Below are 26,786 nucleotides of genomic sequence, written 5' to 3' on the forward strand. Positions count from 1 at the left end.
TGGGGAGGGAGAAAACGGCAGGGACAGACGAGGGCAAGATAGAAAGCGCACCCCAAATTCGCTGAAAGCCTTTGTCTTTCAACGATTTGGCGCGGGTGCGTCGGTCGGCGAGCGTGCCGCTCGGAAGAAAAAAGCAAGTCATTTCAAAGCGCCGAATGGCACCACAGGCCATTTTCGGCGGAAAGCAGCCCGGCCGTGAGCGAGGACGAGGATTTCCGCGTCCGGCCGGGCAAGGTCAGGAACAGGGGAGCCGGCCAGGGCCGCAAGGCGCAAGGATTTGTCGTCCAGGTGCTCCGCGTCGCCGCGCGCAGCGGCGGAGGCCGGCGAACGGGCGGCTGGGGCGGATCGCGGCGCGTCGGGCAATCGAACTTCGGCCGGGGCCGCACGTCCTTCGCGCGCAGCCGGCTGTTCGGATCGGGCCGGCGCGTGCTGGTCAAGATCGTGCCCCTCACCCGCTTCCACCGGAACGGGCGGCCGAGGGCGCCGCTCTCCGCGCACATCGCCTATCTCAAGCGCGAGGGCGTCACCCGTGACGGATCGCCCGCGCGGATGTTCGACGCCAATGGCGACGGCGCCGACGACCGCGCCTTCGCCGATCGCTGCAAGGACGACCGGCATCATTTCAGGATCATCGTCTCGCCCGAGGATGCGGCGGACCTCACCGACCTGCGCGAATATACCCGCGATCTCGTTCGCCAGATGGAAGCCGATCTCGGGACGCGTCTCGAATGGATCGCGGTCGATCACTGGAACACCGACAATCCCCACGTCCATCTGCTCGTGCGCGGCGTCGATGACCAGGGGGCCGACCTCGTTATCAACCGGGAGTATATCAGCCACAATCTGCGCTCGCGCGCCGAGGAACTGGCCTATGCCGAACTCGGCCCCAAGCCCGAGCATGAAATCCAGCGCGCGCTCGAACGCGAGGTGACGGCCGAACGCTGGACCAGGCTCGACGCTGAGATCGATCGCACGGCGGACGCACTCGGCGTCATCGACTTGCGCCCCCAGCAGCCCGGACCCGACGATCCCCAGGTCCGCCGCCTGATGATCGGCCGCTTGCAGCATCTGGAGACGATGGGGCTCGCAGCCGAGGCCACGCCCGGTCAGTGGGCACTGGCGGCGGATGCGCAAGCCAGGTTGCGCGAGCTGGGCACGCGCGGCGACATCATCCGCACGATCGGCAAGGCGCTGAACGATCGCGGCCTGCAGCGCCCGCTCGACAGCTACGAGATCGTCAGCGCCGCGCCGCAAAAGCCCATCGTCGGCCGGTTGATCGACAAGGGGCTGCACGACGAGCTGCATGGCTCGGCCTATGCCGTGATCGACGGCATCGACGGGCGCACCCACCATGTCCGGCTTCCGGGCATCGAGGCGCTGGAGCGCAGCCCGGATATCGGCGGCATCGTCGAGCTGCGCGCTATCGGCCGGCCGGGCGATCCGAAGCCGACGATGTTCCTGGCGACGCGATCCGATCTCGACCTCGCCGCCCAGGTGAACGCGACAGGCGCGACCTGGCTTGATCATCGTCTCATCGAGCGCCGCCGTGCGGTGACGGCCGCCGGGTTCGGATCGGAGGTGCAGCAGGCGCTCGACCAGCGCACCGATCATCTCGTGCGCGAAGGACTGGCCCGCCGCTTCGGCAACCGCGTGGTTCTGCAAGGCAACCTGATCGACACGCTTCGCCGCCGCGAGCTGGACGCGACAGGTGCCGAAATCGCGGGCCGGACGGGACTCGCCTACCGCCCCACCAGTCCCGGCGACAAGGTCGCCGGGACATGCCGCCAGCGCCTCGCGCTCGCCTCGGGCCGCTTCGCGATGATCGACGACGGGTTGGGCTTCCGGCTCGTGCCTTGGTCGAACGACCTCGAACGCCAGCTGGGCCGGCAGATCGCAGGCGTCGCCCGCGACGGCGGCGGCATCGGCTGGTCGCTGGGCCGCAAGCGCGGCCTCGGCATCTGAACAAGGAGATAAACCATGCCCGCTACCAAAATCCTCTGGGGCCAGATCATCGCCGTCTTCCTGATCGTGCTCGCCGCGATCTGGAGCGCCACGCAATGGACGGCGGCGGCGCTGGCATATCAGCCCGAGCTTGGCGAACCCTGGTTCATGGCGCTCGGCTGGCCGGTCTATCCGCCTTACGCCTTTTTCTGGTGGTGGTTCAGCTTCGATGCCTATGCGCCCGGCATTTTCCAGACCGGCGCCTATATCGCCGCGTCGGGCGGGTTCGTGGCGGTCGCGGTCGCCATCGCCATGTCGGTGTGGCGTGCGCGCGAGGCGAAGAACGCGGAAACCTATGGCTCGGCGCGCTGGGCGACCGAGGACGAGGTGCGCGCGGCCGGACTGCTCGGCGACGACGGCGTGGTGATCGGCAAGCTGGGCCGCGCCTATCTGCGCCATGACGGTCCCGAGCATGTGCTGTGCTACGCGCCGACCCGCAGCGGCAAGGGCGTGGGGCTGGTGGTGCCCTCGCTCCTGACCTGGCCGGCGTCGGCGATCGTCCATGACATCAAAGGCGAGAACTGGACGCTGACCGCTGGCTTCCGCGCGCAGCATGGCCGCGTCCTGCTGTTCGACCCGACCAACGCGGCGTCGGACGCCTACAACCCGCTGCTGGAGGTGCGGCGCGGCCAGTGGGAAGTCCGCGACGTGCAGAACGTGGCCGATGTGCTGGTCGACCCGGAAGGCTCGTTGGAGAAACGCAACCACTGGGAAAAGACCAGCCATGCGCTGCTGGTCGGCGCGATCCTGCATGTGCTCTACGCCGAGCCCGACAAGACGCTTGCCGGCGTCGCGGCCTTCCTGTCCGATCCGGCGCGCACGATCGAACAGACGCTGGCCGCGATGATGGCGACACCGCATCTCGGCGAAGCCGGGGTGCATCCGGTGGTTGCTTCGGCCGCGCGCGAGCTGCTCAACAAGAGCGACAACGAACGCTCGGGCGTGCTCAGCACCGCCATGTCGTTTCTAGGGCTTTACCGCGATCCCGTCGTCGCCCAGGTCACGCGCGCCTGCCACTGGCGCGTCATGGATCTGGTCGCGGGCGAACTGCCAACAACGCTCTACCTCGTCATTCCGCCCAGCGACATCTCGCGGACCAAACCGCTCATCCGCCTGATGCTCAACCAGATCGGGCGGCGGCTGACGGAGGAACTGAACCAGGGCAACCGGCATCGCCTGCTGCTGATGCTCGACGAGTTTCCCGCACTCGGGAGATTGGATTTTTTCGAGAGCGCGCTGGCGTTCATGGCCGGCTATGGCCTGAAATCCTTTCTGATCGCGCAGTCGCTCAACCAGATCGAGAAAGCCTACGGACAGGACAATGCGATTCTCGACAACTGCCACGTCCGGGTGAGCTTCGCGACCAACAACGAGAAAACGGGGGAGCGCGTGTCGAAGGCGCTCGGCACCAAGACCGAGATGCGGGCGATGAAGAATTATGCCGGGCACAGGCTCTCGCCCTGGCTCGGGCATCTGATGGTCTCGCGCTCCGAAACCGCCCGGCAGCTTCTGACGCAGGGCGAAGTCATGCAGCTGCCGCCCGACGAGGAAATCGTCATGGTGTCGGGCGTCCAGCCGATCCGCGCGAAAAAGGCGGCCTATTATGCCGATCCCCGTCTCGCCGCGCGGATCATGCCGCCGCCCGATCCGGCCGCATCGCCACCGCGGGAGGTCCGTCCCCACGACTGGACGGGGCTCGCCGCCACGGCCGATCCCGCCGAGATCGCGGCGATCATCCGGCGCCAGGAGGATGCCGCCAACAGCGGGCTGCGCCGCGAGCCCGAGCTTCCCGATCATGTCGCCATCGTGAAGGAGACGGCGCCCGCACCGCCCGCGCAGGAATTTTCCATCGTCGAGGACGAGCCCGAGGACGCCGCGCGCCAGGCCGCGGCGCGGCGCCGGATGCAAGGCATCGCACGGCAGGCGTCGCTCGATCCCGACGACGGCATCGAAATGTAGGAGGCTCCCATGCGCGTCCGTCTCAACGTCTATTTTCCGCCCGAACTGGCCCGCCAGGTGAGCGAGCTGGCGATCCGCCGCCGCATCTCGCGCTCGGCTATCGTGGAAGCGGCCGTTACGTCCTGGATGTCGCCGGACGGCGCCGACCGGATGGAGGCCGCGTTCGCGCGGCGGCTCGACCGTCTCTCGCGCCAGGTTCAGCGGCTCGAACGCAACACCGGCCTCACCACCGAGGCGCTGGCGCTGTTCGTGCGTTTCTGGCTGGCGGTCACGCCACCGCTGCCCGACGAGGATCAGGCGGCGGCCCAGGTCAAGGGGCGCAAGCGCTATGAGGGTTTTGTCGAGACGCTCGGCCGGCGCTACGCCAGCGGCAAGAGCCTGCTCGATGAGATACCGGAGGATATTGCAGGTCGTGACGGCGGCTCAGCCGACACATGACAGTGTGCGAACCAATCGGGGCCGGCCATGCGCGACTCGGCCAGCTATGTTCGCGAAAATAGCGCGGGCGGAGAGCGGCGCCGAAAGTGTCCGACCGCAACGCGCACTTATCTACCGCCGTCACTACTACGCCCTGACATAGTTGTTGCCCCGCGCGATTTCCTGTCTCTCTTGATGTGCCCCTGACGCCGGGCGGCGGTTCGCCCGGCCCAATTCAGGGGCCGTTCCTTGTCCGTCCAGTCGATCCGATCCGAAGCGAACATGCGCGGCGCGCGGATGCTGCGCACGGCGCTGGGGCCGTCGATCGCGGCCTGGCTCGACGATGCCGCCGTGATCGAGGTGATGCTGAACCCGGACGGCCGGCTGTGGGTCGACCGGCTGGGCGAAGGCATCGGCGACACCGGCATGATGCTCGGCGCGGCGGATGGCGAGCGCATCGTGCGCCTGGTCGCGCACCATGTCGGCGTCGAGGTCCATGCCCGGTCCCCGCGCGTCTCGGCCGAACTACCCGAAGGAGGGGAGCGGTTCGAGGGGCTGCTGCCGCCTGTCGTCGCCGCCCCGGCCTTCGCGATCCGCAAGCCGGCCGTCGCGGTGTTCACGCTGGGCGACTATGCCGCGGCCGGCATCATGTCGTCCGCCCAGGCGGACACGCTCCGGCAGGCTGTTTCGGCCCGCGCCAACATCCTCGTGGCGGGCGGCACCGGCAGCGGCAAGACCACGCTGGTCAACGCGCTCCTGGCCGAGGTCGCAAAGACGACTGATCGCATCGTCCTGATCGAGGACACGCGCGAGCTTCAGTGCGCCGCGCCGAACCTTGTCGCCATGCGGACCAAGGATGGCGTCGTCTCGCTGTCCGATCTCGTGCGGTCCAGCCTGCGCCTGCGTCCCGACCGTATCCCCATCGGCGAGGTGCGCGGCGCGGAGGCCCTCGACCTCCTCAAGGCCTGGGGCACCGGGCACCCCGGCGGCATCGGCACCATCCACGCCGGGACCGCGATCGGCGCGCTGCGCCGCATGGAGCAACTCATCCAGGAGGCCGTCGTCACGGTCCCCCGCGCGCTGCTGGCCGAGACCATCGACCTTATCGCCGTGCTGGTCCGCGACGGGCACGGCCGCCGTCTCGCCGAACTGGCCCGCGTCGAAGGGCTCGACGCCGCGACCGGCGACTACCGCCTCACGCCGCTCATCACCCCCCAGACCGGAGACCTGCCATGACCAACGACGCCAAGCCCATCAGGACCATGAAGGGCCGCCTGCTCGGCGGCACCATGCTCGACCGCCTCGGCCATATCGGCATCACCGCCGCTGGCCTGCTCTACGCGATGCCCGCCCATGCGGGCGGATCGTCGATGCCGTGGGAAGCGCCGCTGCAAAGCATCCTCGAATCGATCGAGGGGCCGGTTGCCAAGATCATCGCGGTGATGATCATCATCGTGACCGGCCTGACCCTGGCCTTCGGCGATACGTCGGGCGGGGCGCGGCGAATGATCCAGATCGTGTTCGGCCTCAGTATCGCGTTCGCGGCCAGCTCCTTCTTTTTGAGCTTCTTCTCGTTCGGCGGCGGGGCGCTGATCGCATGACGGGCGCGGCCGATCACGGCGAGCCCATCGCGGGCTATTTCGCGCCGGTCCATCGGGCGCTGACCGAGCCGATATTGCTCGGTGGCGCCCCGCGTTCGCTCGCCATCGTCAATGGGACGTTGGCGGGCGCGATCGGCCTGGGCCTGCGCCTCTGGATCGCGGGCCTCGCCCTCTGGGCCATCGGTCACGCGCTCTCGGTCTGGGCGGCGCGGCGCGACCCGCAATTCGTGGACGTGGCCCGCCGCCACCTCCGCTATCCGACGTGGATGCGGCCATGATGAGCCTGCGCGAATACAGGAACCACGCCGCGCATCTGGCCGACTTCCTGCCCTGGGCCGCGTTGGTCGGCGAGGGCGTCGTTCTGAATAAGGACGGGAGTTTCCAGAGGACGGCGAAGTTTCGCGGCCCCGATCTTGACAGCGCGACGCCGGCCGAGCTGGTCGCCACCACCGCGCGGCTCAACAATGCGCTGCGCCGGCTGGGCTCGGGCTGGGCGATCTTCGTCGAGGCGCAGCGCACGCCCGCGCTCGACTACCCGGAATCCGATTTCCCCGATCCCGTCTCGGCGCTGGTCGACATGGAACGCCGGGAGCAGTTCCGCGAGGAAGGCGCGCATTTCGAGAGCGGCTATTATCTGACGCTGCTCTGGATGCCCCCGGCCGAGGACGCCGCCCGCGCCGAAACCTGGCTCTATGAAGGCCGTTCCGGCACGGGCGTCGATCCGTGGGAGTTGCTCAAGGGCTTCACCGACCGCGGCGATCGCGTTCTCAATCTGGTCGAGGGCTTCGTGCCCGAGGTCCGCTGGCTCGATGACGCCGAGACGCTGACCTGGCTGCACAGCACGATCTCGACCCGTCGCCAGCGCGTGCGCGTGCCCGAGACGCCGATGCACCTCGATGCGCTGCTCGCCGACGAGCCGCTGACCGGCGGGCTCGAACCCCGTCTGGGCGACCATCATCTCCGCACGCTCACCATCACCGGATTCCCCAGCGTCACCTTTCCCGGCCTGCTCGACGAGCTGAACCGGCTCGCTTTCGAGTATCGCTGGTCGACGCGGGCGATCATGCTGGACAAGACCGATGCGACGAAGCTGCTGACCCGCATCCGCCGCCAGTGGTTCGCCAAGCGCAAGAGCGTCGCGGCGATCCTCAAGGAAGTCATGACCAACGAGGCATCGACGCTGCTCGACAGCGACGCCTCCAACAAAGCCCTGGACGCCGACACCGCCCTGCAGGAGCTGGGCGCCGACTATGCCGGCATGGCCTATGTCACCGCCACGGTGACGGTGTGGGATCGCGATCCCGCGATTGCCGCCGAGAAGCTGCGGCTGGCCGAGAAGATCATCCAGGGCCGCGACTTCACGGTGATCCCCGAGGGGATGAACGCCATAGAAGCGTGGCTCGGCTCACTTCCGGGCCACACCTACGCCAACGTCCGCCAGCCCCCGGTCTCCACCCTCAATCTCGCCCACCTGATCCCCCTGTCAGCGGTATGGGCGGGGCCGGAACGGGACGAGCATTTCGGACAGCCCCCTTTGCTCTACGCGAGGACCGAAGGCTCGACCCCGTTCCGGTTTTCCCTCCACGTCGGCGATGTCGGCCACACCCTGATCGTCGGGCCGACCGGCTCGGGCAAGTCGGTGCTGCTCGCGCTGATGGCGATGCAGTTCCGCCGCTATGCGGGGGCGCAGGTCTTCGCGTTCGACTTTGGCGGCAGCATCCGCGCCGCCGCGCTCGGCATGGGCGGCGACTGGCAGGATTTGGGCGGAATGCTCGCCGACGAGGCCGGCGATGGTGTCCAGCTTCAGCCGCTCGCCCGGATCGACGATCCGGCCGAGCGCGCCTGGGCCGCCGAATGGCTGGCCGCGATCCTCGCCAGCGAGAACGTCACCGTCGATCCGCAGGCGAAGGACCATCTCTGGTCGGCGCTGACCTCGCTCGCCACCGCGCCGGTCGCGGAACGCACCCTGACCGGGCTCGCCGTTCTCCTCCAGAGCCAGCAGCTCAAGCAGGCATTGGCGCCGTGGTGCGTGGGTGGCGCCTGGGGCCGACTGCTCGACGCCGAGAGCGAACGGCTCGGCGACGCGGCGATCCAGGCGTTCGAGACCGAAGGATTGATGGAAAGCGGCGCGGCGCCGGCCGTGCTCTCTTATCTGTTCCACCGCGTCGCCGGCCGGCTCGACGGCAGCCCCACGCTCGTCATCATCGACGAAGGCTGGCTGGCGCTGGGATCGCCGGCCTTCGCCAAACAGCTATCGGAATGGCTGGTGACGCTGCGCAAGAAGAATGCGAGCGTCATCTTCGCCACCCAGTCGCTCGCCCAGATCGAGGGCAGCCCGATCGCGCCCGCCATCGTCGAGAGCTGCCCGACGCGCATCCTCCTGCCCAACGAGCGCGCGGCCGAGCCGCAGATCGCGGTGATCTACGAGCGGTTCGGGCTCAACGCGCGGCAGATCGAAATCCTCAGCCGGGCGACGCCCAAGCGCGATTATTACTGCCAGTCGCGGCGCGGCAACCGCCTGTTCGAGCTGGGGCTGGGTGAGGTCGCGCTGGCCTTCGCCGCCTCCTCCTCCAAGACAGACCAGCTCGCCATCGCCGGGATCATCGAAACCCACGGCGTAGACGCCTTTGCCGCCGAATGGCTGCGGCATCGCGGCTGCGCCTGGGCCGTCGAGCTTCTTCCTGAAGCCCATCGCCACCCCCACCAGGAGTTGCCCCTATGAAGTCCACCATCCTGCGCCGCGCCCTTACGGCCGGCGTTCTCGCCACGTCGAGCATCATCGGCATCACCGCGTCCGCACCAGCGCACGCGCAGTTCGGCGGGATTGTCTATGATCCCACCAACTACGCGCAGAACGTGCTGACCGCCGCCCGGTCGCTGCAACAGATCAACAACCAGATTCAGCAAATCCAGCAGCAGGCGACCAGCCTCATCAACGAGGCGCGCAATCTCGCTTCGCTGCCGCTCTCGACGGTCGACACGCTCCAGCAGCAGGTCCGGCAGACGCAGCAGCTGCTCGGACAGGCCCAGCGCATCGCCTACGATGTTCGGAACATCCAGCAGGCGTTCGAGGGCCGCTACAAGGGAACCGCGCTCACCGGCACCAACGCGCAGATGATCGCCAACGCCAATGCGCGCTGGGAGGACAGCGTCGGCGCGTTCCAGGACGCCTTGCAGGTGCAGGCGGGCGTGGTCGGCAATATCGACGACGCCCGCACCACGATGAACAGCCTGGTCACGGCCAGCCAGTCCGCGACCGGCGCGCTCCAGGCGGCGCAGGCGGGCAACCAGCTTCTCGCCCTGCAATCGCAGCAGCTCGCCGACCTCACCGCCGCCGTCGCCGCGCAAGGCCGGGCGCAGTCGCTCGACGCCGCGCGACAGGCCGCGATCGAGGCGGAAGGGCGCGAACGCTTCCGCCGCTTCTTCGGCCGCAACTGACGGGGAGCCCTGCCAATGTCCCGCAACGCCAAGATCGCCGGTGTCGCAGCGCTCGGCGGCATCATGCTGGCCGTCGCGCTTGCTGGCTTGCGTGAACCGAACGACCCGCCCCTCGGCGCGGTCCTTCCTACCATTGAGCAGGGAGAGCAACAGAAGCGGCTGACGCGCGAACTGGAGCGTTGCGCTTCGCTCACCATGCCGGATTCCGGGTGCGAGCAGGCATGGGCGGCGAACCGCCGCCGCTTCTTCGGAAAGGATAGCGACGCGCCCGCGACGGCCGGGAATGCATCGCTCCCCGCCGCCTACAATAGCGCGGGCAGCGATGGCAGCCGGGCGAACGAGGCTATCCGGCCGGAGCTGCCCGGCAACTTTGTCGCCGATCAGGCCGGGAGCACCGCGCCATGAGCGATACCGGCATCGTCGATACCTTCCTCGACACCTTCTCCACCTACATCGATTCCGGCTTCGGCCTGCTTGGCGGCGAGGTCGGCTTCCTATCGTCGACGCTGATCGCGATCGACGTGACCATCGCCGGGCTATTCTGGGCCTGGGGCGCCGACGAGGACGTGATCCAGCGGCTGGTCAGGAAAACCCTCTATATCGGCGCCTTCGCCTTCATCATCGGCAATTTCCAGTCGCTTGCGACGATCGTGTTCGAGAGCTTCGCCGGGCTGGGCCTCAAAGCGAGCGGCGGCACGCTGACAATCGGCGAGTTCATGAAGCCGAGCACCATTGCCGCCAAAGGGCTGGATGCGGCGCAGCCGCTGATCGACGCGGCCGAGGCGTTCAGCAGCCTGTGGGCGGTATTCGCGAATCTCGCGATCATCGTCGTGCTGCTGCTGTCCTACCTGATCGTCATCCTCGCCTTCTTCTTCATGGCCGGGCAGGTCTTCGTGACGCTGATCGAGTTCAAGCTGGTGACGCTGGCCGGGTTCGTCCTGCTCCCGTTCGCCTTCTGGAACCGCACCTCGTTCATGGCCGAAAAGGTGCTGGGGCATATCGTCTCCAGCGGGATCAAGGTGCTCGTGCTCGCCGTCATCATCGGGATCGGCACGACCTTGTTCAGCACGTTCACGGTCACGATCGGACCCGAGCCCAACGCGCGGCAGGTTCTGGGAATCGCGCTCGGCGCGCTGTCGCTGCTCGGCCTGTCGATCTTCGGCCCCGGCATCGCCAACGGCATCGTCTCGGGCGGCCCGCAGCTCGGCGCGGGCGCAGCGGCCGGAACCGTGCTGGCGGCAGGCGGCGCGCTGGTCGGTGGCGCAGCCGCCGCGAAGCTGGGCCTGGGCGCTGCCGCCTCGACCATAGGCGCGACCGGCCGGATGACCGGCGCCGCCGCACGAGGCGGCGCGCGCATGGCTGGCGGCGCAGCGGGCGCTTACAGCGTCGGCTCGTTCGGCAGGAGCGGCGCGGGCGCGGTGGCGGGCGGCATGGCCGCTGTCGGACAGAAGGTGGCGAGTGGCGCTGCCAGTGCCGCGTTCTCGCCGCTGCGCCGGATGGCCGGAAAAGCCGGCGCATCCATGAAGGATAACTTCCGCACGGGCGCCCGCGCCGGCCTCGGTGCTGCGCCCGCATCGGGAAGCTCCGCGCCCGCAGCCCCGGCTTCCGCTCAGCCCGCATGGGCCTTGGCCATGAAGAACCGCCAGTCCGCCAGTCACGGCGCGACCGTGCTCGCCCACACGATGAAGGCCGGCGACAGCCACGGCGGCGGCGCCGGTCCCGACGTCAAGGAAAGGGAATGATCCGAAATGTTCCGACGACCCACCATCCGCTACGGCGAGACCCCCGAGCCCGCCACGCCCTATCAGCGCGCAGCGCAGGTCTGGGACGACCGCATCGGCTCCGCCCGCGTGCAGGCCAGGAACTGGCGCCTCGCCTTCTTCGGCGCGCTTGCCTTGTCGGGCGGGCTCACCGCCGGCCTCGTCTGGCAATCCGCCCGCGGCCACATCGTTCCCTGGGTGGTCGAGGTCGATCGGCTGGGTGAAGCGCAGGCGGTCGCCCCGGCCGAAGCCGGCTACCGCCCGACCGACCCGCAGATCGCGTTCCATCTCGCCCGCTTCATCGAGCAGGTCAGAGCGATCCCGGCCGATCCGGTTATCGTCCGCCAGAACTGGCTGCGCGCCTACGACTTCACGACCGATCGGGGAGCGGTGGCGCTCAACGACTACGCCCGCGCCAACGACCCCTTCGCCAATGTCGGCCGGGTGCAGGTCGCGGTGGACGTGTCGAGCGTGATCCGGGCATCGCCCGACAGCTTCCGCGTGGCCTGGATCGAGCGGCGCTATCAGGACGGTAGCCTCGCCGCCACCGAACGCTGGTCCGCGATCCTCACCGTCGTCGTGCAGCCGCCGCGCACGCCCGACGCCCTGCGCAAGAACCCGCTCGGCGTCTTCGTCAACGCTTTGAATTGGTCAAGGGAGCTGTCGCAATGACGCACACGCCATTTCGCCGTTCCGCCTCGGCGGTCCTGCTTGTCTCCGCCACCGCGCTCGCCGGCTGCGCCACCACATCGGCGAAGCCGCCCTCCATAGCCTACGACGATCCGCCGCGCGAGATCGCGGCGACGCCGGCCGCGGAACCGCCGCGCCCCGTCGAGGTGGTGACGATCCCCGAACCTCTGCCGCTCCCCGGCCAATTGAAGCCGGTCGCGGCCGGAGCGGCGACTTCCGAGCCCGCCGATCCGCGCCGCCGCGTCGGGGCAGCCAACGCCGCCGCGCGCATCCAGCCCACCCGCGACGGCTATGTGAACGCGATCCAGCAATATCCATGGACCGAAGGTGCGCTCTATCAGGTCTATGCCGCGCCCGGACAGGTGACGGACATCGCCTTGCAGGAAGGCGAGCAGCTCGTGGGGCCGGGGCCGGTCGCGGCCGGCGATACGGTCAGGTGGATCATCGGCGACACGGTGAGCGGCAGCGGCGCGACGGCGCGCGTGCATATCCTCGTGAAGCCGACGCGGCCCGACCTTTTCACGAACCTCATCATCAACACTTCCCGGCGCACCTATCATCTGGAGCTGCGCGCGACGGCTTCGACCTACATGGCGTCGGTATCGTGGACCTATCCGCAGGACGCGCTGATCGCCTTGCGCGGGGCCAACGCCGCCGCGGCATCCGCCGCCCCTGTGGCGAGCGGACTCGACCTCGCCGCGCTCAATTTCCGCTACCGGATCGAGGGCGACCGCGTGGCCTGGCGTCCGGCCCGTGCGTTCGACGACGGCCGGCAGGTGTTCGTCGAGTTTCCGGCCGGGATCTCGCAGGGCGAGATGCCGCCGCTGTTCGTGACCGGCCTGGCCGACGACGCCGAGCTGGTCAATTACCGCGTGCAGGGCCGCTACATGGTGGTGGACCGGCTGTTCACCGCCGCCGAGCTGCGCCTGGGCGACCGGCGCAGCGAGCGGCGCGTGCGGATCGTGCGCGACGGCGCGGAACCGCGCCGCAGGGGGCGGTGATGGCCGATCCCGCCGCCACGCCCGTCCAGCCTGCACGTGAGCAATCTGTGCCGGCCGCGCCGCAGGCATCCCCGCAACCCGCATCCGCGAATCCCGCCGCCTTCCAGCTTCGCGGGCCGGCGCCGCGCGTCATGCGCCTGTCGAGGAAGGCGCTGGCCACGCTCGGCGTCGTCGCCGGCTTGAGCATCGGCGGCTCGCTTTATTATGCGCTCGCGCCCAAAGGGGAGAAGGCGGCCAGGGAACTCTACAATACCGACAGCCGCGCCGCGGCGGAGACCATCACGTCGGGGCCGAAGGATTACGGCCAGGTTCCGAAACTCGGAAAGCCGCTCCCCGGCGATCTCGGCGGGCCGATCGTCTCGGCGCAGCAGCGCGGGCAAGACGTGCCCGCGCCGCCGATCGGCGCGCAGCCCGATCCGCGCGCCCAGGCCGCCGAAGCTGCGCGCCAGCGCATCGCCCAGGAACGCGACGCCGCCCGCACCAGCACGGTGTTCCTTGGGCAAAGCGGTGCCGGGGCCGTCGCGATGCCATCCTTGCCCGGATTGGCGATAGCAGCGCCGGACACCTCCGCTCCGCAATTCCCGGAACAGCAAGACGGCTCAGCGGCGCAGGGCGATCAGGCCGGAAAGCGGGCGTTCATGGCGCAGGCCGCCAACCGGCGCACAGTCAGCGCCGAGCGGCTGACCGCGCCGGTTTCGCCCAACATCGTGCAGGCGGGCAGCATCATCCCCGCCGCACTCATCACCGGCATCCGCTCCGACCTGCCCGGCCAGATCACCGCCCAGGTGACGGCTAACGTCTATGACAGCCCCACAGGGCGCATCCTGCTCATTCCGCAGGGCGCGCGACTGATCGGCGAATATGACAGCGAGGTTGCTGCGGGGCAGACCCGCGTGCTGCTCGCCTGGGACCGGCTCATCATGCCGGACGGCCACTCTATCGTTCTCGAGCGCCAGCCCGGCGCCGATGCGGCGGGTTATGCCGGCTTGCAGGACCGCGTGAATCAGCATTGGGGCAATCTGCTGAAAGCCGCAGCGGTCTCGACCTTGCTCGGCGTCGGGACCGAGCTGGGGGCCGACAGCGAGGACGACCTGACTCGCGCGCTCCGTCGCGGCTCGCAGGACACCATCAATCAGACCGGCCAGCAGATCGTGCGGCGGCAATTGAATGTGCAACCGACACTCACCATCCGGCCGGGGCATCCGCTCAGGATCGTCCTGACCCGCGACCTTGTATTGGAGCCCGTTGGAGGCACACGATGACGAAACTGAAGCTGGGGCCGATCCCGGAGGACAAGCCCGTCAAGCTCGCCGTGGAGTTGCCCGCCACCGTGCATCGCGATCTCGTCGCCTATTCAGACGCGCTCGCGAAGGAGACCGGGCAACAGCCGTTCGCACCGGAGAAACTCGTCGCGCCGATGCTGGAGCGGTTCATGGCGACCGACCGCGCCTTTCGCCGGCATCGCGCGCAGGGGAGTTGAAGGCGGTGTAAATCCCGCCTCAGTTGCCGAAGAACCGCTTGTGCCGCGCCCTGCCGTCCGCCTCCGTGACGGCCATCTCGGCATTGAAGCATTCGTCGCCGCGCACCGAGCCTTCCGCGCATTGCGTCAGAACCTGCCGGGCCTCGCCGAGATGCGCCGCAAAATACTGCTTGCCGCGCGGCTCAGCCGGCGAAGCAGCGGGAGCCGGGCTCGCGACGACTTGCGCCTGCTCGACCGGCGCGATTACCGGCCGGAGCACGAAACCCGCTCCGAACCCGACGATCAGCGTGACCAGCACGATGATGAGTGTCTTGCCTTGCGCCATGACGCGCTCCTTTCTCCGGTTGCAAATCAGGCCGGCCATTGGTTGCGATCCGGCTTGTTAACGTCGCATGTCACTGTCTCGCGCGTTCACGGAATGTCGAACGACAGTGCATGGCGGTCGCGCACGAAGGCGAGGAACCGCCGCAGTGCGGGATTGCCGTTGTCCTCTCGCCAATAGCCGGAATAGCTGACGAACGCCGGTCCCTGCTCGCCGAGGATGGGCCGATAGACGACGTCGGGATAGCGCGCGCCGGTCCCACCCTCGCAGATGATCGAGACACCGAGCCCGCCGCCGAGCACGCTCAGTATCGCTTCCCGGCTCGCCTGGTGCATCCTGATATCGGGAGGCTCGCCCGCCATCATCAGACGGCCGAGCAGTATGTCGCGAATCTCCGGGCCGGGATCGGCGCCGGGCAGCAGGAAACGCTCGCCACGCAGATCGGTCCAGTGAACGGTCTCGCGCCCGGCCAGGACATGACTGTCGGGCAGGGCGATCATCACGCGCTCGTTCCAGAACGACGCGTGCCGGAAATCGGCGTGGTTCGCTTCGCCCACCAGGATCGCGATGTCGATCTCGCCCGTATCGAGGCCGGCAAGCAATGCGCCCCGGTCGGCCTCCACGCCATCGACCTCGACGTCGGGGTGGGCCGCGCGCCAGCCCAGTATCGTCGCGCGCAGATGGCCGGCCGAAATCGCGCTGTTGTGCCCGATCATCAGCCCGCCGGCGCGGCCCTGACCAGCCGCCCGCATCATTGTCGCCATCTTTTCCGCGTTCGCCACCATCGGTCGCGCCGCGCGGATGAACTGCGCGCCGGCAAGGGTCATGGTGACGCCCGCTTGCGAGCGATTGAAAATTCTGCCGCCGATCACCCGCTCCAGCTTCAGGATGGCGCGGCTCAGGGTGGATTGCTCGACGTCTAGCGCCCGCGACGCGCGATATAAGCTGCCGTGATCGGCTGCTGCAATGGCAAATCGGAGTTGGCGAATGTCGAAAGGCATCGGAACTCCTTCGACATTCATTCCACGCGAGGCGCGGTCAGAAGTGACTGATAACTTCTGGCTTGGCGGCTTTTGGCAAAGCATCTCAGCGTTGTTTCAATACTGGAGAGGACCGAATCCTTAGTTACGTCGCCAGGATGGACGGCCACCCGAACCGTCAACAGCGGATGAAGCACCTGGCGAGCAAGCGCTGCGGAGGCTAGAGAAGACGCCGTCCTTGCAGTCGATCTGCTTGCCCAGGTGATCACTGGTGCGGTCGAAGTCCCCCTACGGTGTCTCAGGGAATGAGAACCGAAGCTCATGCCGCAGGAGGCGGCCTGCACCAAAGCGACAAGGACGCCTCTCGACTGTAGGCTACTCGAAGCCGTGACGGGGTAGTCGGCGAACGCCATACAAGTCGATCGACTAAGGTGCGGATACAGCGAGGCCACGCGATCATGCCTACTTTCTAATTTCGACGCCCGGCCGCCTCAGATTTTTTCGAGCAGTATTGCGACGCCTTGACCGACTCCGACGCACATTGTGCAGAGAGCCTTGCGTGCACCGCTGCGAATGAGTTCCTCAGTCGCTGTGAGTACGAGCCGCGTGCCGGACATCCCAAGGGGGTGGCCCAGCGCGATTGCTCCACCGTTCGGATTGACGTGGTCGGCACAGTCGGGAAGGCCGAGTAGCCTCAGGACCGCCAAACTCTGGCTCGCGAATGCCTCATTGAGCTCGATCACATCGATCGAGCTCAATGGGATGCCGAACCGCTCAAGGAGTTTCTGGCTCGCTGGCGCGGGCCCGATCCCCATGATGCGGGGTGCCACTCCCGCGACAGCTGCCCCGAGGATTTTCGCCCGCGGCGCAAGCCCGTAGGAGTCAACTGCTGCCTTGCTGGCCACAACGATTGCGGCAGCCCCGTCGTTGATGCCGCTCGAATTGCCGGCGGTTACTGTCCCGCCATCACCGGCGATGGGCTTCAATGCCGCTAGCCGCTCGATTGTAGTCGCACGAAGATGTTCATCATGCTCGAATTTTAGTTCTGTGCCCTTTGGCCCAGCGACCCTCACCGGTACGATTTCCAGTGAAAGCCGCCCACTTATTTGGGCGGTAGCCGCACGACGCTGGCTTTCCAAGGCGAAGGTGTCTTGGTCGTCTCGGCTTATACCGAACTCGTGCGCGACGTTTTCGGCGGTCTCCGGCATGGAATCGGTTCCGTATCGCTCCTTCATCAGGGCATTTGCGAACCTCCAGCCTATGGTGGTGTCATGGATCACGTTGGCGCGCGAAAACGCGCTTTCCGCTTTTGGCAAGACGAATGGCGCCCTAGACATGCCTTCCACACCGCCGGCCACTATCAGATTTGCTTCTCCTGTCTTGATCGCGCGAGCAGCAAGGATGACAGCGTCCATCCCCGAACCGCAAAGCCGGTTGACCGTCGTACCCGGGCATTGCTCGCCAAGACCAGAAAGCAGAGCCGACATACGTGCGATGTTACGGTTGTCCTCGCCTGCCTGATTGGCACAGCCAAGAATTACCTCATCGACATTTCCATCGATAAGCGGCCACTCGGACTTGAGAGCGGAGAGCGGCACCGCAGCGAGATCGTCGATCCGAATACTGGACAGACTTCCGCCATAGCGTCCGATGGCGGTGCGCACGGCCCCGCAGATATAAGCTTCGCTCAAGTCAGTTTCCCTCTGTCGCGTCAGACCGAGCGGCCGGTCAATTTCGTCAGCCGGATATCGCGTGATTGTCAGGCGCATTCGCCCAGTTCGTCATGCGGATGACATCCTCCAGCTTTCGCAACTGAGCTTCGATCATGGTACGCAAGGTGCCATCGAGAAGCTGCGAACGATCCTCGCTGAACTTGCTTGGCGCCAGACCCACGAAAATCTCGGGCGTCGCTACCAGATTGGCCTCAAGAAAGGTCAGCATCATCCGCATGTGATATTGCATTCGCGCTCCACCGAGCGGGCCGGCGCTCGCGGACTGAAGAGCAACAGCCTTTCCTTTCAGCGGCTGATTCTCGACTCGCGAAAGCCAGTCGAAAGCATTCTTCAGCGCTCCCGGGATGGTCCAGTTATATTCTGGACTCACAATTACCACTCCGTCGGAGCGGCGAATGGCTTCCGCCAGCGCGAGGACTGCTTCGGGTGTCCCGGCGCGCTGATGTTCATCGGCGTCATAGAATGGAAATTCAGCAAAGGACGGCGCGGTATCCATCGCAAACGATGCAGGTGCGAGCGACGGGAGCAGGCGGAGGAGTGCCGAGTTGTAAGACCCTGCCCGGAGGCTCCCGCTGATCATAAGTACGCGTACCGACATTCCGTATCCCCATGCAGAAAAGATCTGCAGCGACCTATCGTCTTGTGATGATTAGCGTCAAACTTGGGGCTTTGATCGTTCCCTGGAATTTTATCTTTAATAAACAGGAAGTTGTAGTCGCTTCATGCTCGTGATGAGAGTGCCGCATTTGGGTAATGCGTACTATTCACTTCTGAGTGATCGATCCGGGTGGCAAATCCGAAGGAGCATTGCCCCGTTAGTGCAGGCATTTTTGGAGCCGTACAGGTTGAGACCTCTCAGTGAAAAACGAGCGACCCTTCGGGTTCGGGATCGTGATCATGCTTCGATCGACGACGTCATCCGGTCGAGGACCTCGACGCGAAAATTCAGGACCGAGCCGGTTGGGGAGGAGCTGGTACGCGAAATCCTCGATGCCGCGCGGCACGCGCCGAGTGGAGCGAACATCCAGCCTTGGCGGGTTTATGTGGTTTCCGGCGAAATTCAGCACAAGATCGGCTCGACTCTCCTCCTGGCGCATGAAACTGAGAAAGACAGCTACGCTTCCGAGTATGCCTATTATGCGGAAGAGCTGCCGGAACCCTATCTTTCCCGGAAGAAGGACTTCGGCAGAATATTCTACGGATCACTGGGAATCGAGCAGGCCGACATGACGGGACGTGCACGACAGACCGGCAAGAACTATGGATTCTTCGGCGCTCCGGTCGGTCTCATCGTGACGATTGATCGACGTCTGGAACAGGGCAGCTGGCTGGATCTGGGAATGTTCCTGCAGAATATCATGCTGAGTGCAAAAGGGCGTGGCCTGAGCAGCTGCCCTCAGGAAACGTTCGCGAAGTACCACAAGCTATTGCGGACACTTCTCCCCATTGCAGATGCGGAAATGGTCGTTTGTGGAATTTCCATGGGCTTTGAGGAGGACGGCAACGCCATTGAACCTCGTTTGATGCCCAGAGCGCCAGTCGATGAATTTGCATGTTTTCTCGGCTTCAATTGAGGATTGGATTTATCCATGGGACATCGCGATCAGCTGATCGAACGCAGCATTTCCTTTCTCTCTGAAGTGAAGGACATGACCGCAAGCCGCGACTTGGAAGTCTGGCTGAACGAGAAGTACGGCCCCGCTACCGACACATATCGTGAACTCGCTACACTCATTCGATACGGCATCGACGAAGGTTGGGCGGCAAACCAGGAGATCGCTGGCAAGAGCTATCGTCGCAGCCGAATCATCGAGCCAGGGCCAGAAACCTTTCATTTCAGCATTACCGCCGTCTTCATGGACAGCAACGATGCGCGTGCCATTCGCGACGCGGACGGAGAGATCATCTTGCGTGGCGACTACCATGGTCATCCCTACGGTGAGTTGAACATGGTGGTTCCGATAGACGAGGGTGCCCAACTCCGCGGCTTGCACGGCTGGCAAGGTCCGGGCTGGACGGCTCCGGACCCAGGAAGTCGGCACTATCCCGAGGTGCGTGGCGGTGCGGTGATTGCATTGTTCTATCTTCCGGCAGGCCGCATCAGCTATGACTTTGCTCCGCCTAACTGATCGCCGTCGGAAACCAGACGAGATACCAAGCTCCGCAAAATGCTTCTGAACCATATCAATCCTTCATCCTTGTCGGATCGCTGGTGCCAGATCATGCCGATCTGCTGTGAGGCACAGGGATAGGGAAGTTTGTCGAGCCTTACTGGATGGGTCCTGCAGAAATGTGCGCCTAGCGGGTGTGGAATGATGGCGGTGAGATTTGCCTCCACGACAAGCTCGGGCAATAGCAGCGCATGGGGGATGGCCAACAATGGACGGGGTATCAAGCCGCAATTCCGAAATGCGCGCTCAAGTGCTGCCTTGTCGTACATCTCGGTTCTTCGGCCCAATCCCCTTTCATAGATGAAGCCGCCGATTGCGCCCTCTTCTTCGCCGCCGACGGACACCACGGCCAGTCGCCGGCTATGCAGTTGGTCGGATCTCTCGATAGGCGTGCTGCCAATGGGAGAGATCAGCACGTCGCGATAGGCAGCCATCGGATCGAACCGCATGTGCTCGGGCCATTCTGAGAAGCTTCCCAAGGCCACATCGATCCGACCGAGATCAATCATCTCTCCCAGATCCACGCGCGTGCCCGGTTTGACGACTAGAGATACACCGGGCGCGCTGCGCCCGAACTCGCGCAGCAGGTTTTGAACCGTGAGTATCGAGAGTGCGTCGCTCGCGGCCAGCGTAAACGTACGATCCGATGTGGCAGGATCAAATTCTTGCCGTTCAACAGCTGTCCGAACTATCGCCAGCGCCGCCACGATCTCCGGAGCGAGTTCCAGCGCGCGTGCCGTTGGCTTGAGACCCCTGCGTGTTCTCAGAAATAGGTCGTCGCCGAGCTGGTCGCGGAGGCGGGCGAGGGCGTGGCTGACCGCCGATTGGCTCGTGCACAGCAGGCGACTGGCCCGGAGGGCGCTCCGCTCCTCCATGACCGCCGCGAAAACGCGAAGGAGGTTGAGGTCCAGCTGTTTGAACGATGGGGCCATTGAACCATATTGCCGGAAAAGACGGACAAGCACTTTTGTTCTGGCCGCTCAGACATTTGAAGGCTTCCATATGGCTGCACAAACGAGCCGCATCGGAAGGGATGCGTAATGTGCAAGTCCGCATAAGCAAATGACCGCCGGGCAAATGTGGCAGCTAGCCGTTCCCCGCATAAACTTCCCGATCATCGATTGTCCGTGAGGCGGACGAGGCTCGGAGGCAACGGCATGGAAAACTATAGGATGTTGGTAGGCGGTAGCCTCATCGACGGAGACGAGATGGCCGATGTCATCAATCCGGCAACGGCAACGGTCGTTGCGAAAGCGCCTGTGGCAGACGCTGCTATTGTCGAAGCCGCCGTCTCAGCAGCGCATGCAGCGTTCGCGAGCTGGTCCATCGTGCCTCAGGCCGAGCGCGGCCAACTTGTCGCGCAACTTGCGAGTGGCATCGAAGCACAAAGCGCAAAGTTTGCTCGACTCCTCGTCGAGGAGCAGGGCAAGCCTCTCGGACTTGCCGAAATGGAAGTCGGGCAAACGGTTTACATTTTGCGCGCGTTTGCGAGCATGGAAACGACCGAGGAAGTCCTTCGCGATAATGAGGGAGAACGCATAGTCGAACATCGCACGCCGCTCGGGGTCGTCGCCATGATTACCCCCTGGAACTTCCCATTGCTTCTGCTGGCCACCAAATTGGCTCCGGGTCTGACTGCCGGCAATTGTGTCGTTGTCAAGCCAGCCCCGTCGACGCCCTTGACAACTCTGCTTCTGGGCGAGCTTTGCGCTGACATTTTCCCTGCCGGTGTCGTGAACATCATCAACGGACCAAGCCAGATCGGAGCGCTGCTGACGGAACACCCACTCATCGCGAAGATCGCGTTTACAGGTTCGACGAGCACGGGGCGCCACGTAATGGCGAGCGCCGCATCGACGATCAAGCGCCTGACCTTGGAACTAGGTGGCAATGACGCTGCCATCGTGATGAACGATATCGATCCTGAGGAAGTCGCCGAGCGCATTTTCGCTGGCGCAATGGTGAACTCGGGCCAAGTCTGTGTCGCCATAAAGCGGGTATATGTTCACGAGAATGTGTACGATGCGGTATGCGAGCGGCTAGCGGCCCTTGCTGAAGCTGCGGTCGTCGGTGATGGTTTTTCTCAAGGTGTGCAATTCGGGCCGTTGCAGAACGAAGCGCAATTTGCGCGCGCAAAAGAGTTTCTCCGGGAGGCTGCGAGAGATGGCACGATCATTGCCGGCGGCGATCCTATCGACCGACCGGGCTATTTCATTCCCCCGACGATCGTTCGTGATATTGACGACAGCGCGCGGCTGGTGACCGAGGAGCAATTTGCTCCCATTCTTCCGATATTGAAGTATGTCGACCTTGACGATGTCATTGCGCGCGCCAATTTTGGTACGTTCGGATTGGCCGCTAGCGTCTGGGGCAAGGATCTCGATGCCGCCTATGGCATCGCTCAAAAGCTCGATGCTGGAACGGTTTGGGTAAACAAGCATTTCGACCTCCCGCCGGATGTGCCTTTCAGGGGGGCAAAGCAGTCGGGCCTCGGCGCAGAGCTCGGCCGCGAGGGCATGGCCGAATACAGCCAGCCCAAGATCATTAACATGGCCACTCAGTAGAGTCGGCTTCTTGGTTGATGGCCGGAGGCGAATCGGTTGTGCGATAGCGCCGAAAAGGCTATAGTGTCAGTTTGATCGAAAGAGTGAATCAAAGTGAGTGACGTCAACTCAGATGAATGAGCCGCAATAACGATCGATATCGTTGTTGCGGCGATGAGCTGGATGCAGTCAACGCCTAGCGTGCTGCGTGCAGGATGCCGCTATATTTCTGCGGAGTTCTGTCATGCTGGCGTTGACTCGGCGCTATCGCCGTCACCTGTCTTCCTATCTATTTGACGCAGTAAATGCGGCGTATGAGCCATTGCTGCGCTCATATGATCAATATCTTCATGTTCGACGCATGTCGTTCGTCGGTTCGTGGCACATCGGGGAGGAATCCCTATGACAGCCATGCTCGCAGAACGAATGCTGAATCTGGTCCCACGCGACTACGAGATCGTCGAGCGCGAAGATGTCGGTTTGACCGCTCTGATCGCGACACGGCCGCAAAGGATGGACGCGGAGGGGTTCCGGAACGTCCTGATATTCCCAGGTGGTGTAACGGTAAGCTGGGCTTCGCTCCATCGTCTCCGAGATGTGCAAGAAAGTGAGGAGAGCGATGGCGCCCTCCGGATCCACATACGCATGGCAGGGCGTTCCATCATCACTTCTGCATCAGCTCGATCATTCGAAATCGAACCAAGAAGCTGCACCGTAGCAATCAGCCCTGCGGGAGTGGTGCGTACTCAAAGCTTTTTTTCGGGGGACGAAGAGCGATCTGTAACGGTTTCGTGCGACAAAAACTACTTGATAGAGTATCTCGGCTTGGACCCGAGCCTATACTCCGGGGCGCTCAGTGACTACCTGAACGACGTGAACGGGATATGCGGGATCATATCTACCGATTTGTCGTTCGAGCTTCGAGAAGCGGCCGCCGCTTTCTTCGAGGCTGCTGGTGCACCGTTCGCTCGCTGTCTCCTTCTGCAATCCAGAGCCAATGACATCATTCGCATCTTCTTCGAGCAGATTGTTCGGCGAGATGCTCGCGGTTCGCAGCCGCGGTCAAGAGACAGACTCGCTGTCGCTCGCGTCATGAAAATCCTTGAGGACAGGTATCAACAGCCGCCGCCTGCAAACGAAATTGCTCGCCAAGCCGGCATGAGCTTGTCGAAGCTTAGCAAGCTGTTCAAGGCAGTCGAGGGTAAGACGATGATGGAATATCTCCTCATGGTAAGGATGCGGCGGGCTTTGGACCTGATGCGTGAGGGCGATCTGTCGATAACGCAGATTTCTTACGAAGTCGGATACGAGTACCCGGCCAATTTTTCGACGGCTTTCCGACGGTTTTTCGGCACATCGCCTCGTGAAGCACTGTCCCAAGTCTGACCCAAGGCGAGGCTGGACGCTTCACCTGCCGAGCTTAACATCGGTCTGGCAAGCGGCGAGAAATGTCTGCGAGCACCTGGTCGAAAATCTGCTCGCCTCGATGCAGAACATAGTTCTGCCAGTGCGGATCGTCGGGCGCGAAGAAAGCTTTGAAAGCATCGCGTGCCGCTTTGAGCCTCGGATCGTCAGGCGTGCTGGCGAGATGCCGGGTATGGCGATGCTCGTTGATCATTGCAGCGACGAGCTGCGGCTGCGGTAGCGTGCCGATCTCGAGCACGCCGGCGATTACTTCCGCGTCTGGAAGCATCGCTTCGTAACCATCAGTCGTGTGACCGGTCGTTTCATACGTGGTGGCGGTAGGGCGAGCCCGAGGAGCGAGAATCCAATCGCCGAATACCTCGTGAGCTCGTTCGAGCTTCGAGCCCGTCTGCATCGCGACAACGCAACCATGAGCGTAAGGCCCGTAGCCGGTGTGATAATCTACCATGTAGACGTGCCGCGCTGATCTCCCTTCCTCAGTGATGATTTGCTCGATCGTGCTGCGGGACCAGGCCGGTTCCTTCCCCCCAAAGCCAATGCCGCTCGGGAAATGATACTGTCCGGAGAGGGCCACGTTGATGAAGGCTCCCAAGCCATTTTCCTCGATGAACCTTTCAATGATTGCGTCGGAACCTGCGACATCCGCAGGTTCCAGAGAAGCAGAGTCGATCGCCTCCTGAAGATCGATGAGCCTTTCCGAAACCTCTGTCTGCGTCGGAAATACGGTGAAGTTTCGGCACAGGTCTACATTGTCTTCCGTATAGCGCCGGCCATGAGCCGAGCCCCAGGGGTTGATAGCATGGATCAGCACGACCTTGACGTCCGCAGGCAAGGCAGCGAGCTTTCCGCCATTGACCAGGTCGATCTGACAGGCGGAACCTGCGATCAGTTCAGGGCCATGAACGCCGGAGGTGAGGAAAACGGTGTTGGCCGCTTGTGGGGATCCGAAGACAGCTACATCCACGTGTAGAGGCTCACCGGATGGTCCGCTTAGTGGATGTTCGATCGAATAGATCCTTGCAGCTTTGCCCGTCGTAGCCTGCAGAAAGTTATCACGTGCTGCCAAGTACGTTTGATTGAATACCTGCAGGTTTTTAGACATCATCGATCTCCTTTAGGAAAATCTAGGGGAGGTGTGGTTGGGACGCTTTTGCCTCTTTGGCGAAAATGATTGAGCGCTCATCGAGCAGACACGTGTTGATCTTCGGGTTTTCGGCTCGGCTGCCCGATCGATGGTTGACCAGATAAAGTCCGAGACCGACGAGCGCTCCGCCGATAATCTGATGGAGCCCCAGCACCGAACCAAGAAAGGGCACAGCGAGGAGGGATGTGAAGAGGGGAGCAAGGAAGAGGAAGCTGCTTGCCCGTGTTGCCCCACCCTTGGACAGAGCGACGAACCAAAGCCCAAATGACCCGGCCGAAGCAGGTATGGAAAGCCAGAGAAACCATATTACCTGGGCAAAATCGAGATGTGTCGGCCAGCGCTCACACTTAAGCTGCGCGATCGACATGAGAGTTAGGGCACCAACGAGCATCTGCCAGAAGTTGAGCGTGGCAGGCCGCAGGTTTGGCTGAAACTTTCTATGTGCAATTGTTGCCCCCGCCCAACAGAAGGCGGCCGCGATAGCCAGCCCGTGGCCAATCAAGCCGTTTGCGGACACCGTGATCTTGCCCCCGACGATGACGGGGATACCTGCGCATCCGACGACCATGCCAAGGCGATTTATCCGGTTGAGCTGCTCACCCAGCGCCCTTCCTGCGACGAGCATCACGATCAACGGGTTCGTGAAGAGGAGGATCGCAACGGTCGCAGCATCGATGAAGCGCATAGCTGCAGACACCAACGCCATGACCGCCGCAATCTGAAGGAGACCGAGCAGCAGCGTCAGGACTGCATCGCGCCGGCGGGGCGAACGCCAGCGAAATCCATCGCGTGGAGATTCCATCAGAAGAAACGGGAGAAGTGAGAGCGTCGCAACGAGAAAGCGGCACCCCGATAGCAGCAGCGGAGGCAAGCCACTCTTCAAGAGCAACTGTGTCGCAACAAAGCTTGAACCCATTAGGAAGGTCGATGAAAAGATTATAACCAAAAAGCTGGCGCCTTGCCCCGAAGGCGACCTCGAAAAAGGAGACATGGTCTAATTTCGGTCAGCTCAGGATTTCCGCGAAGTCCTGCAGATCGGTCGCATCGTTCATTGGACTTGTTACAAAGCGATATAGGCCCTCGTCTCCAGCGATGGCTATTTCGGTCTCTAAAGATGCGCGCCTGTAGAAGAAGGCTCCAGCCGCTTGAAGTCTCTCGGCTTCTTTGATTTTCATGATCGCGAAGACAATGTTGGCTTCGGGCGTCCAAGCGATCCGAGCTGCACCAGATCGCATCAGTATTGCAGTTAGTTCCGCCGCAAGCCTGTTAGCCTGCCTCGCCCACTTCCGCCAATTGTCTTCTGAAAGATAGGTTTCGAGCTGGGCAGAGATGAAGCGGGACTTTGAGAACAGATGCCCGGCCTGCTTTTGTGCATAAATCATATGTTCCGCATACCGAGGATTGAATACGAGGAGCGCTTCGGCGCACCAGCAGCCATTCTTGCTCGCACCGAAGGAGAGCATGTCGACGCCCTGCCTCCATGTCATGTCGGCGGGTGTGACATCGAGAGCGACGAGAGCGTTTGCAAACCGAGCCCCATCCATGTGGACCGCGATATTCCTCTTTCGGGCTATGGACGCGATTTCAGCAATCTGATCGAGCTGATAGAGGGTGCCCCACTCGGTCGCCTGTGTAAGCGTAACTGCTGACGGCTGACCGACGTGGACAAAGCCCTCCGGCAGTCGGCCGAGCGCAGCAGCAAACTTCTCAGGGGCAATTTTGCCCAGCGCGCCTTCGACAGGGGTGATCCGCAGGCCTCCGCCGATCTTCTCGATGGCTCCACATTCTTCTTCGAACATATGCGCATTTGCATGGCTGAACACCACGCCGCCGGGGCGACCAGCTGCCGACATCGCAAGACTGTTGGCAGCGGTGCCGGTTCCCACGAGAAACATCTCGAGATCGTGCTCGAATATCTCCTGGAAGCGATGGACGAGCGATCGATCGAGTTCGGAATTGCCATATGCGGCGGCGAAGCCGTCGCAATGGTCGACGAGAGCCTGAGCCACTTCAGGAAGGGCGCCCCCCCAGTTATCGGAAGCGAAATGCATCGGTCATATCTCCCTGGCCAAGCGATCGATCGTGCGTACGAGGGCCATCGGCTCCTGCGGTACGATATCT

At 63.9% G+C, this 26,786-nt stretch carries 26 protein-coding genes; 18 read left to right on the forward strand and 8 right to left on the reverse strand.

Annotated elements, in window-relative coordinates; translation table 11 throughout:
* Positions 1 to 195 precede the first annotated feature (195 nt).
* The 14 genes from MU856_RS04730 to MU856_RS04795 all read left to right on the forward strand — a co-directional run bounded on the left by MU856_RS04730 (position 196) and on the right by MU856_RS04795 (position 14,347).
* Positions 196 to 1,962 (forward strand): relaxase/mobilization nuclease domain-containing protein, encoded by a 1,767-nt coding sequence (locus MU856_RS04730; RefSeq protein WP_155178405.1) that lies wholly within the window; start codon positions 196 to 198, stop codon positions 1,960 to 1,962.
* A 15-nt stretch (positions 1,963 to 1,977) separates the two neighbouring features.
* Complete coding sequence (locus tag MU856_RS04735) at positions 1,978 to 3,960, forward strand: conjugal transfer protein TraG (protein WP_155178407.1); 1,983 nt, start codon at positions 1,978 to 1,980, stop codon at positions 3,958 to 3,960.
* A 9-nt stretch (positions 3,961 to 3,969) separates the two neighbouring features.
* Positions 3,970 to 4,398, forward strand: a complete 429-nt coding sequence (locus tag MU856_RS04740) for a CopG family transcriptional regulator (protein ID WP_155178410.1) — start codon at positions 3,970 to 3,972, stop codon at positions 4,396 to 4,398.
* A 228-nt stretch (positions 4,399 to 4,626) separates the two neighbouring features.
* A complete protein-coding gene (trbB, locus tag MU856_RS04745) occupies positions 4,627 to 5,613 on the forward strand; it encodes a P-type conjugative transfer ATPase TrbB (RefSeq protein ID WP_155178412.1) in 987 nt (328 codons plus the stop codon).
* 53 nt (positions 5,614 to 5,666) lie between these two features.
* Positions 5,667 to 5,978 (forward strand): TrbC/VirB2 family protein, encoded by a 312-nt coding sequence (locus MU856_RS04750; protein ID WP_031290822.1) that lies wholly within the window; start codon positions 5,667 to 5,669, stop codon positions 5,976 to 5,978.
* Positions 5,975 to 6,256, forward strand: a complete 282-nt coding sequence (locus tag MU856_RS04755; RefSeq protein ID WP_155178416.1) for a VirB3 family type IV secretion system protein — start codon at positions 5,975 to 5,977, stop codon at positions 6,254 to 6,256. Before MU856_RS04750 ends, MU856_RS04755 begins: the two co-directional genes overlap by 4 nt.
* Positions 6,253 to 8,700, forward strand: a complete 2,448-nt coding sequence (trbE, locus tag MU856_RS04760; protein WP_155178418.1) for a conjugal transfer protein TrbE — start codon at positions 6,253 to 6,255, stop codon at positions 8,698 to 8,700. Before MU856_RS04755 ends, trbE begins: the two co-directional genes overlap by 4 nt.
* Positions 8,697 to 9,416 carry a P-type conjugative transfer protein TrbJ gene (gene trbJ / locus MU856_RS04765; RefSeq protein ID WP_155178420.1) on the forward strand — a complete coding sequence of 240 codons (720 nt, stop codon included), beginning with the start codon at positions 8,697 to 8,699 and terminating at the stop codon, positions 9,414 to 9,416. Before trbE ends, trbJ begins: the two co-directional genes overlap by 4 nt.
* 15 nt (positions 9,417 to 9,431) lie before the next feature.
* Positions 9,432 to 9,821: a putative entry exclusion protein TrbK-alt gene (gene trbK-alt / locus MU856_RS04770; RefSeq protein ID WP_155178422.1), complete on the forward strand. Its 390-nt coding sequence runs from the start codon at positions 9,432 to 9,434 to the stop codon at positions 9,819 to 9,821.
* The gene (trbL, locus tag MU856_RS04775; protein ID WP_263588492.1) at positions 9,818 to 11,158 is read left to right on the forward strand and encodes a P-type conjugative transfer protein TrbL; all 1,341 of its coding nucleotides are present in this window, start codon (positions 9,818 to 9,820) and stop codon (positions 11,156 to 11,158) included. Before trbK-alt ends, trbL begins: the two co-directional genes overlap by 4 nt.
* Positions 11,159 to 11,164: 6 nt before the next feature.
* Positions 11,165 to 11,848, forward strand: a complete 684-nt coding sequence (gene trbF / locus MU856_RS04780) for a conjugal transfer protein TrbF (RefSeq protein WP_155178426.1) — start codon at positions 11,165 to 11,167, stop codon at positions 11,846 to 11,848.
* Complete coding sequence (trbG, locus tag MU856_RS04785) at positions 11,845 to 12,867, forward strand: P-type conjugative transfer protein TrbG (RefSeq protein ID WP_155178428.1); 1,023 nt, start codon at positions 11,845 to 11,847, stop codon at positions 12,865 to 12,867. Before trbF ends, trbG begins: the two co-directional genes overlap by 4 nt.
* On the forward strand, positions 12,867 to 14,129 hold the full coding sequence (locus MU856_RS04790) for a TrbI/VirB10 family protein (protein ID WP_155178430.1): 1,263 nt from the start codon (positions 12,867 to 12,869) through the stop codon (positions 14,127 to 14,129). Before trbG ends, MU856_RS04790 begins: the two co-directional genes overlap by 1 nt.
* Positions 14,126 to 14,347, forward strand: coding sequence for a DUF2274 domain-containing protein (locus MU856_RS04795; protein WP_155178432.1), 222 nt, complete (start codon positions 14,126 to 14,128; stop codon positions 14,345 to 14,347). Before MU856_RS04790 ends, MU856_RS04795 begins: the two co-directional genes overlap by 4 nt.
* A gap of 19 nt (positions 14,348 to 14,366) precedes the next feature.
* Here the strand turns inward: MU856_RS04795 and MU856_RS04800 are convergent, their stop codons facing one another.
* The 4 genes from MU856_RS04800 to MU856_RS04820 form a co-directional block, all read right to left on the reverse strand.
* Positions 14,367 to 14,672, reverse strand: a complete 306-nt coding sequence (locus MU856_RS04800) for a hypothetical protein (RefSeq protein ID WP_155178434.1) — start codon at positions 14,670 to 14,672, stop codon at positions 14,367 to 14,369.
* A gap of 86 nt (positions 14,673 to 14,758) precedes the next feature.
* A complete protein-coding gene (locus MU856_RS04805) occupies positions 14,759 to 15,670 on the reverse strand; it encodes a LysR family transcriptional regulator (RefSeq protein ID WP_174834971.1) in 912 nt (303 codons plus the stop codon).
* A gap of 470 nt (positions 15,671 to 16,140) precedes the next feature.
* The gene (gene pcaF / locus MU856_RS04815) at positions 16,141 to 17,340 is read right to left on the reverse strand and encodes a 3-oxoadipyl-CoA thiolase (protein WP_155178438.1); all 1,200 of its coding nucleotides are present in this window, start codon (positions 17,338 to 17,340) and stop codon (positions 16,141 to 16,143) included.
* A 46-nt stretch (positions 17,341 to 17,386) separates the two neighbouring features.
* Positions 17,387 to 17,980 carry an NADPH-dependent FMN reductase gene (locus MU856_RS04820; RefSeq protein ID WP_155178440.1) on the reverse strand — a complete coding sequence of 198 codons (594 nt, stop codon included), beginning with the start codon at positions 17,978 to 17,980 and terminating at the stop codon, positions 17,387 to 17,389.
* A gap of 220 nt (positions 17,981 to 18,200) precedes the next feature.
* On the opposite strand from MU856_RS04820, the gene MU856_RS04825 reads away from it, so the two are divergent.
* Both MU856_RS04825 and MU856_RS04830 read left to right on the forward strand, forming a co-directional pair.
* Positions 18,201 to 18,956, forward strand: coding sequence for a nitroreductase (locus tag MU856_RS04825; RefSeq protein WP_217482577.1), 756 nt, complete (start codon positions 18,201 to 18,203; stop codon positions 18,954 to 18,956).
* Positions 18,957 to 18,971: 15 nt separating this feature from the next.
* Positions 18,972 to 19,511: a DUF4863 family protein gene (locus tag MU856_RS04830; protein WP_155178442.1), complete on the forward strand. Its 540-nt coding sequence runs from the start codon at positions 18,972 to 18,974 to the stop codon at positions 19,509 to 19,511.
* Here the strand turns inward: MU856_RS04830 and MU856_RS04835 are convergent.
* Positions 19,487 to 20,518, reverse strand: coding sequence for a LysR family transcriptional regulator (locus MU856_RS04835; RefSeq protein WP_233387977.1), 1,032 nt, complete (start codon positions 20,516 to 20,518; stop codon positions 19,487 to 19,489). The genes MU856_RS04830 and MU856_RS04835 overlap by 25 nt on opposite strands.
* Before the next feature lie 243 nt (positions 20,519 to 20,761).
* Here MU856_RS04835 and MU856_RS04840 point away from each other — a divergent pair, with 243 nt between their 5' ends.
* Entirely contained in the window at positions 20,762 to 22,117 is a 1,356-nt protein-coding gene (locus MU856_RS04840) for an aldehyde dehydrogenase family protein (RefSeq protein ID WP_233387976.1), read from the forward strand.
* Between the two features lie 381 nt (positions 22,118 to 22,498).
* Entirely contained in the window at positions 22,499 to 23,482 is a 984-nt protein-coding gene (locus MU856_RS04845; RefSeq protein ID WP_263588493.1) for a helix-turn-helix transcriptional regulator, read from the forward strand.
* Between the two features lie 34 nt (positions 23,483 to 23,516).
* On the opposite strand, the gene MU856_RS04850 is transcribed toward MU856_RS04845, so the two are convergent.
* Genes MU856_RS04850 through MU856_RS04860 form a run of 3 tightly spaced genes read right to left on the reverse strand, consistent with a single transcriptional unit; the run spans position 23,517 to position 26,716 of the window.
* Positions 23,517 to 24,626: a DUF2817 domain-containing protein gene (locus tag MU856_RS04850; RefSeq protein WP_155178449.1), complete on the reverse strand. Its 1,110-nt coding sequence runs from the start codon at positions 24,624 to 24,626 to the stop codon at positions 23,517 to 23,519.
* 19 nt (positions 24,627 to 24,645) lie between these two features.
* Positions 24,646 to 25,656, reverse strand: a complete 1,011-nt coding sequence (locus MU856_RS04855; protein WP_155178451.1) for a DMT family transporter — start codon at positions 25,654 to 25,656, stop codon at positions 24,646 to 24,648.
* 13 nt (positions 25,657 to 25,669) lie between these two features.
* On the reverse strand, positions 25,670 to 26,716 hold the full coding sequence (locus MU856_RS04860) for a threonine aldolase family protein (RefSeq protein ID WP_155178453.1): 1,047 nt from the start codon (positions 26,714 to 26,716) through the stop codon (positions 25,670 to 25,672).
* Positions 26,717 to 26,786 lie beyond the last annotated feature (70 nt).

This window comes from Sphingopyxis sp. GC21 (assembly GCF_025727575.1).
Taxonomy (GTDB): Bacteria; Pseudomonadota; Alphaproteobacteria; order Sphingomonadales; family Sphingomonadaceae; genus Sphingopyxis; species Sphingopyxis terrae_A.

Bases quoted from the DNA above. Each gene is read 5' to 3' on its own strand.
- MU856_RS04735 (WP_155178407.1), top strand. From the start codon at position 1,978: ATGCCCGCTACCAAAATCCTCTGGGGCCAGATCATCGCCGTCTTCCTG.
- MU856_RS04740 (WP_155178410.1), top strand. From the start codon at position 3,970: ATGCGCGTCCGTCTCAACGTCTATTTTCCGCCCGAACTGGCCCGCCAG.
- MU856_RS04750 (WP_031290822.1), top strand. From the start codon at position 5,667: ATGCTCGACCGCCTCGGCCATATCGGCATCACCGCCGCTGGCCTGCTC.
- MU856_RS04755 (WP_155178416.1), top strand. From the start codon at position 5,975: ATGACGGGCGCGGCCGATCACGGCGAGCCCATCGCGGGCTATTTCGCG.
- trbE (WP_155178418.1), top strand. From the start codon at position 6,253: ATGATGAGCCTGCGCGAATACAGGAACCACGCCGCGCATCTGGCCGAC.
- trbJ (WP_155178420.1), top strand. From the start codon at position 8,697: ATGAAGTCCACCATCCTGCGCCGCGCCCTTACGGCCGGCGTTCTCGCC.
- trbK-alt (WP_155178422.1), top strand. From the start codon at position 9,432: ATGTCCCGCAACGCCAAGATCGCCGGTGTCGCAGCGCTCGGCGGCATC.
- trbL (WP_263588492.1), top strand. From the start codon at position 9,818: ATGAGCGATACCGGCATCGTCGATACCTTCCTCGACACCTTCTCCACC.
- trbF (WP_155178426.1), top strand. From the start codon at position 11,165: ATGTTCCGACGACCCACCATCCGCTACGGCGAGACCCCCGAGCCCGCC.
- trbG (WP_155178428.1), top strand. From the start codon at position 11,845: ATGACGCACACGCCATTTCGCCGTTCCGCCTCGGCGGTCCTGCTTGTC.
- MU856_RS04790 (WP_155178430.1), top strand. From the start codon at position 12,867: ATGGCCGATCCCGCCGCCACGCCCGTCCAGCCTGCACGTGAGCAATCT.
- MU856_RS04795 (WP_155178432.1), top strand. From the start codon at position 14,126: ATGACGAAACTGAAGCTGGGGCCGATCCCGGAGGACAAGCCCGTCAAG.
- MU856_RS04800 (WP_155178434.1), bottom strand. From the start codon at position 14,672: ATGGCGCAAGGCAAGACACTCATCATCGTGCTGGTCACGCTGATCGTC.
- MU856_RS04805 (WP_174834971.1), bottom strand. From the start codon at position 15,670: ATGCCTTTCGACATTCGCCAACTCCGATTTGCCATTGCAGCAGCCGAT.
- MU856_RS04820 (WP_155178440.1), bottom strand. From the start codon at position 17,980: ATGTCGGTACGCGTACTTATGATCAGCGGGAGCCTCCGGGCAGGGTCT.
- MU856_RS04830 (WP_155178442.1), top strand. From the start codon at position 18,972: ATGGGACATCGCGATCAGCTGATCGAACGCAGCATTTCCTTTCTCTCT.
- MU856_RS04840 (WP_233387976.1), top strand. From the start codon at position 20,762: ATGGCCGATGTCATCAATCCGGCAACGGCAACGGTCGTTGCGAAAGCG.
- MU856_RS04845 (WP_263588493.1), top strand. From the start codon at position 22,499: ATGACAGCCATGCTCGCAGAACGAATGCTGAATCTGGTCCCACGCGAC.
- MU856_RS04850 (WP_155178449.1), bottom strand. From the start codon at position 24,626: ATGATGTCTAAAAACCTGCAGGTATTCAATCAAACGTACTTGGCAGCA.
- MU856_RS04855 (WP_155178451.1), bottom strand. From the start codon at position 25,656: ATGTCTCCTTTTTCGAGGTCGCCTTCGGGGCAAGGCGCCAGCTTTTTG.
- MU856_RS04860 (WP_155178453.1), bottom strand. From the start codon at position 26,716: ATGCATTTCGCTTCCGATAACTGGGGGGGCGCCCTTCCTGAAGTGGCT.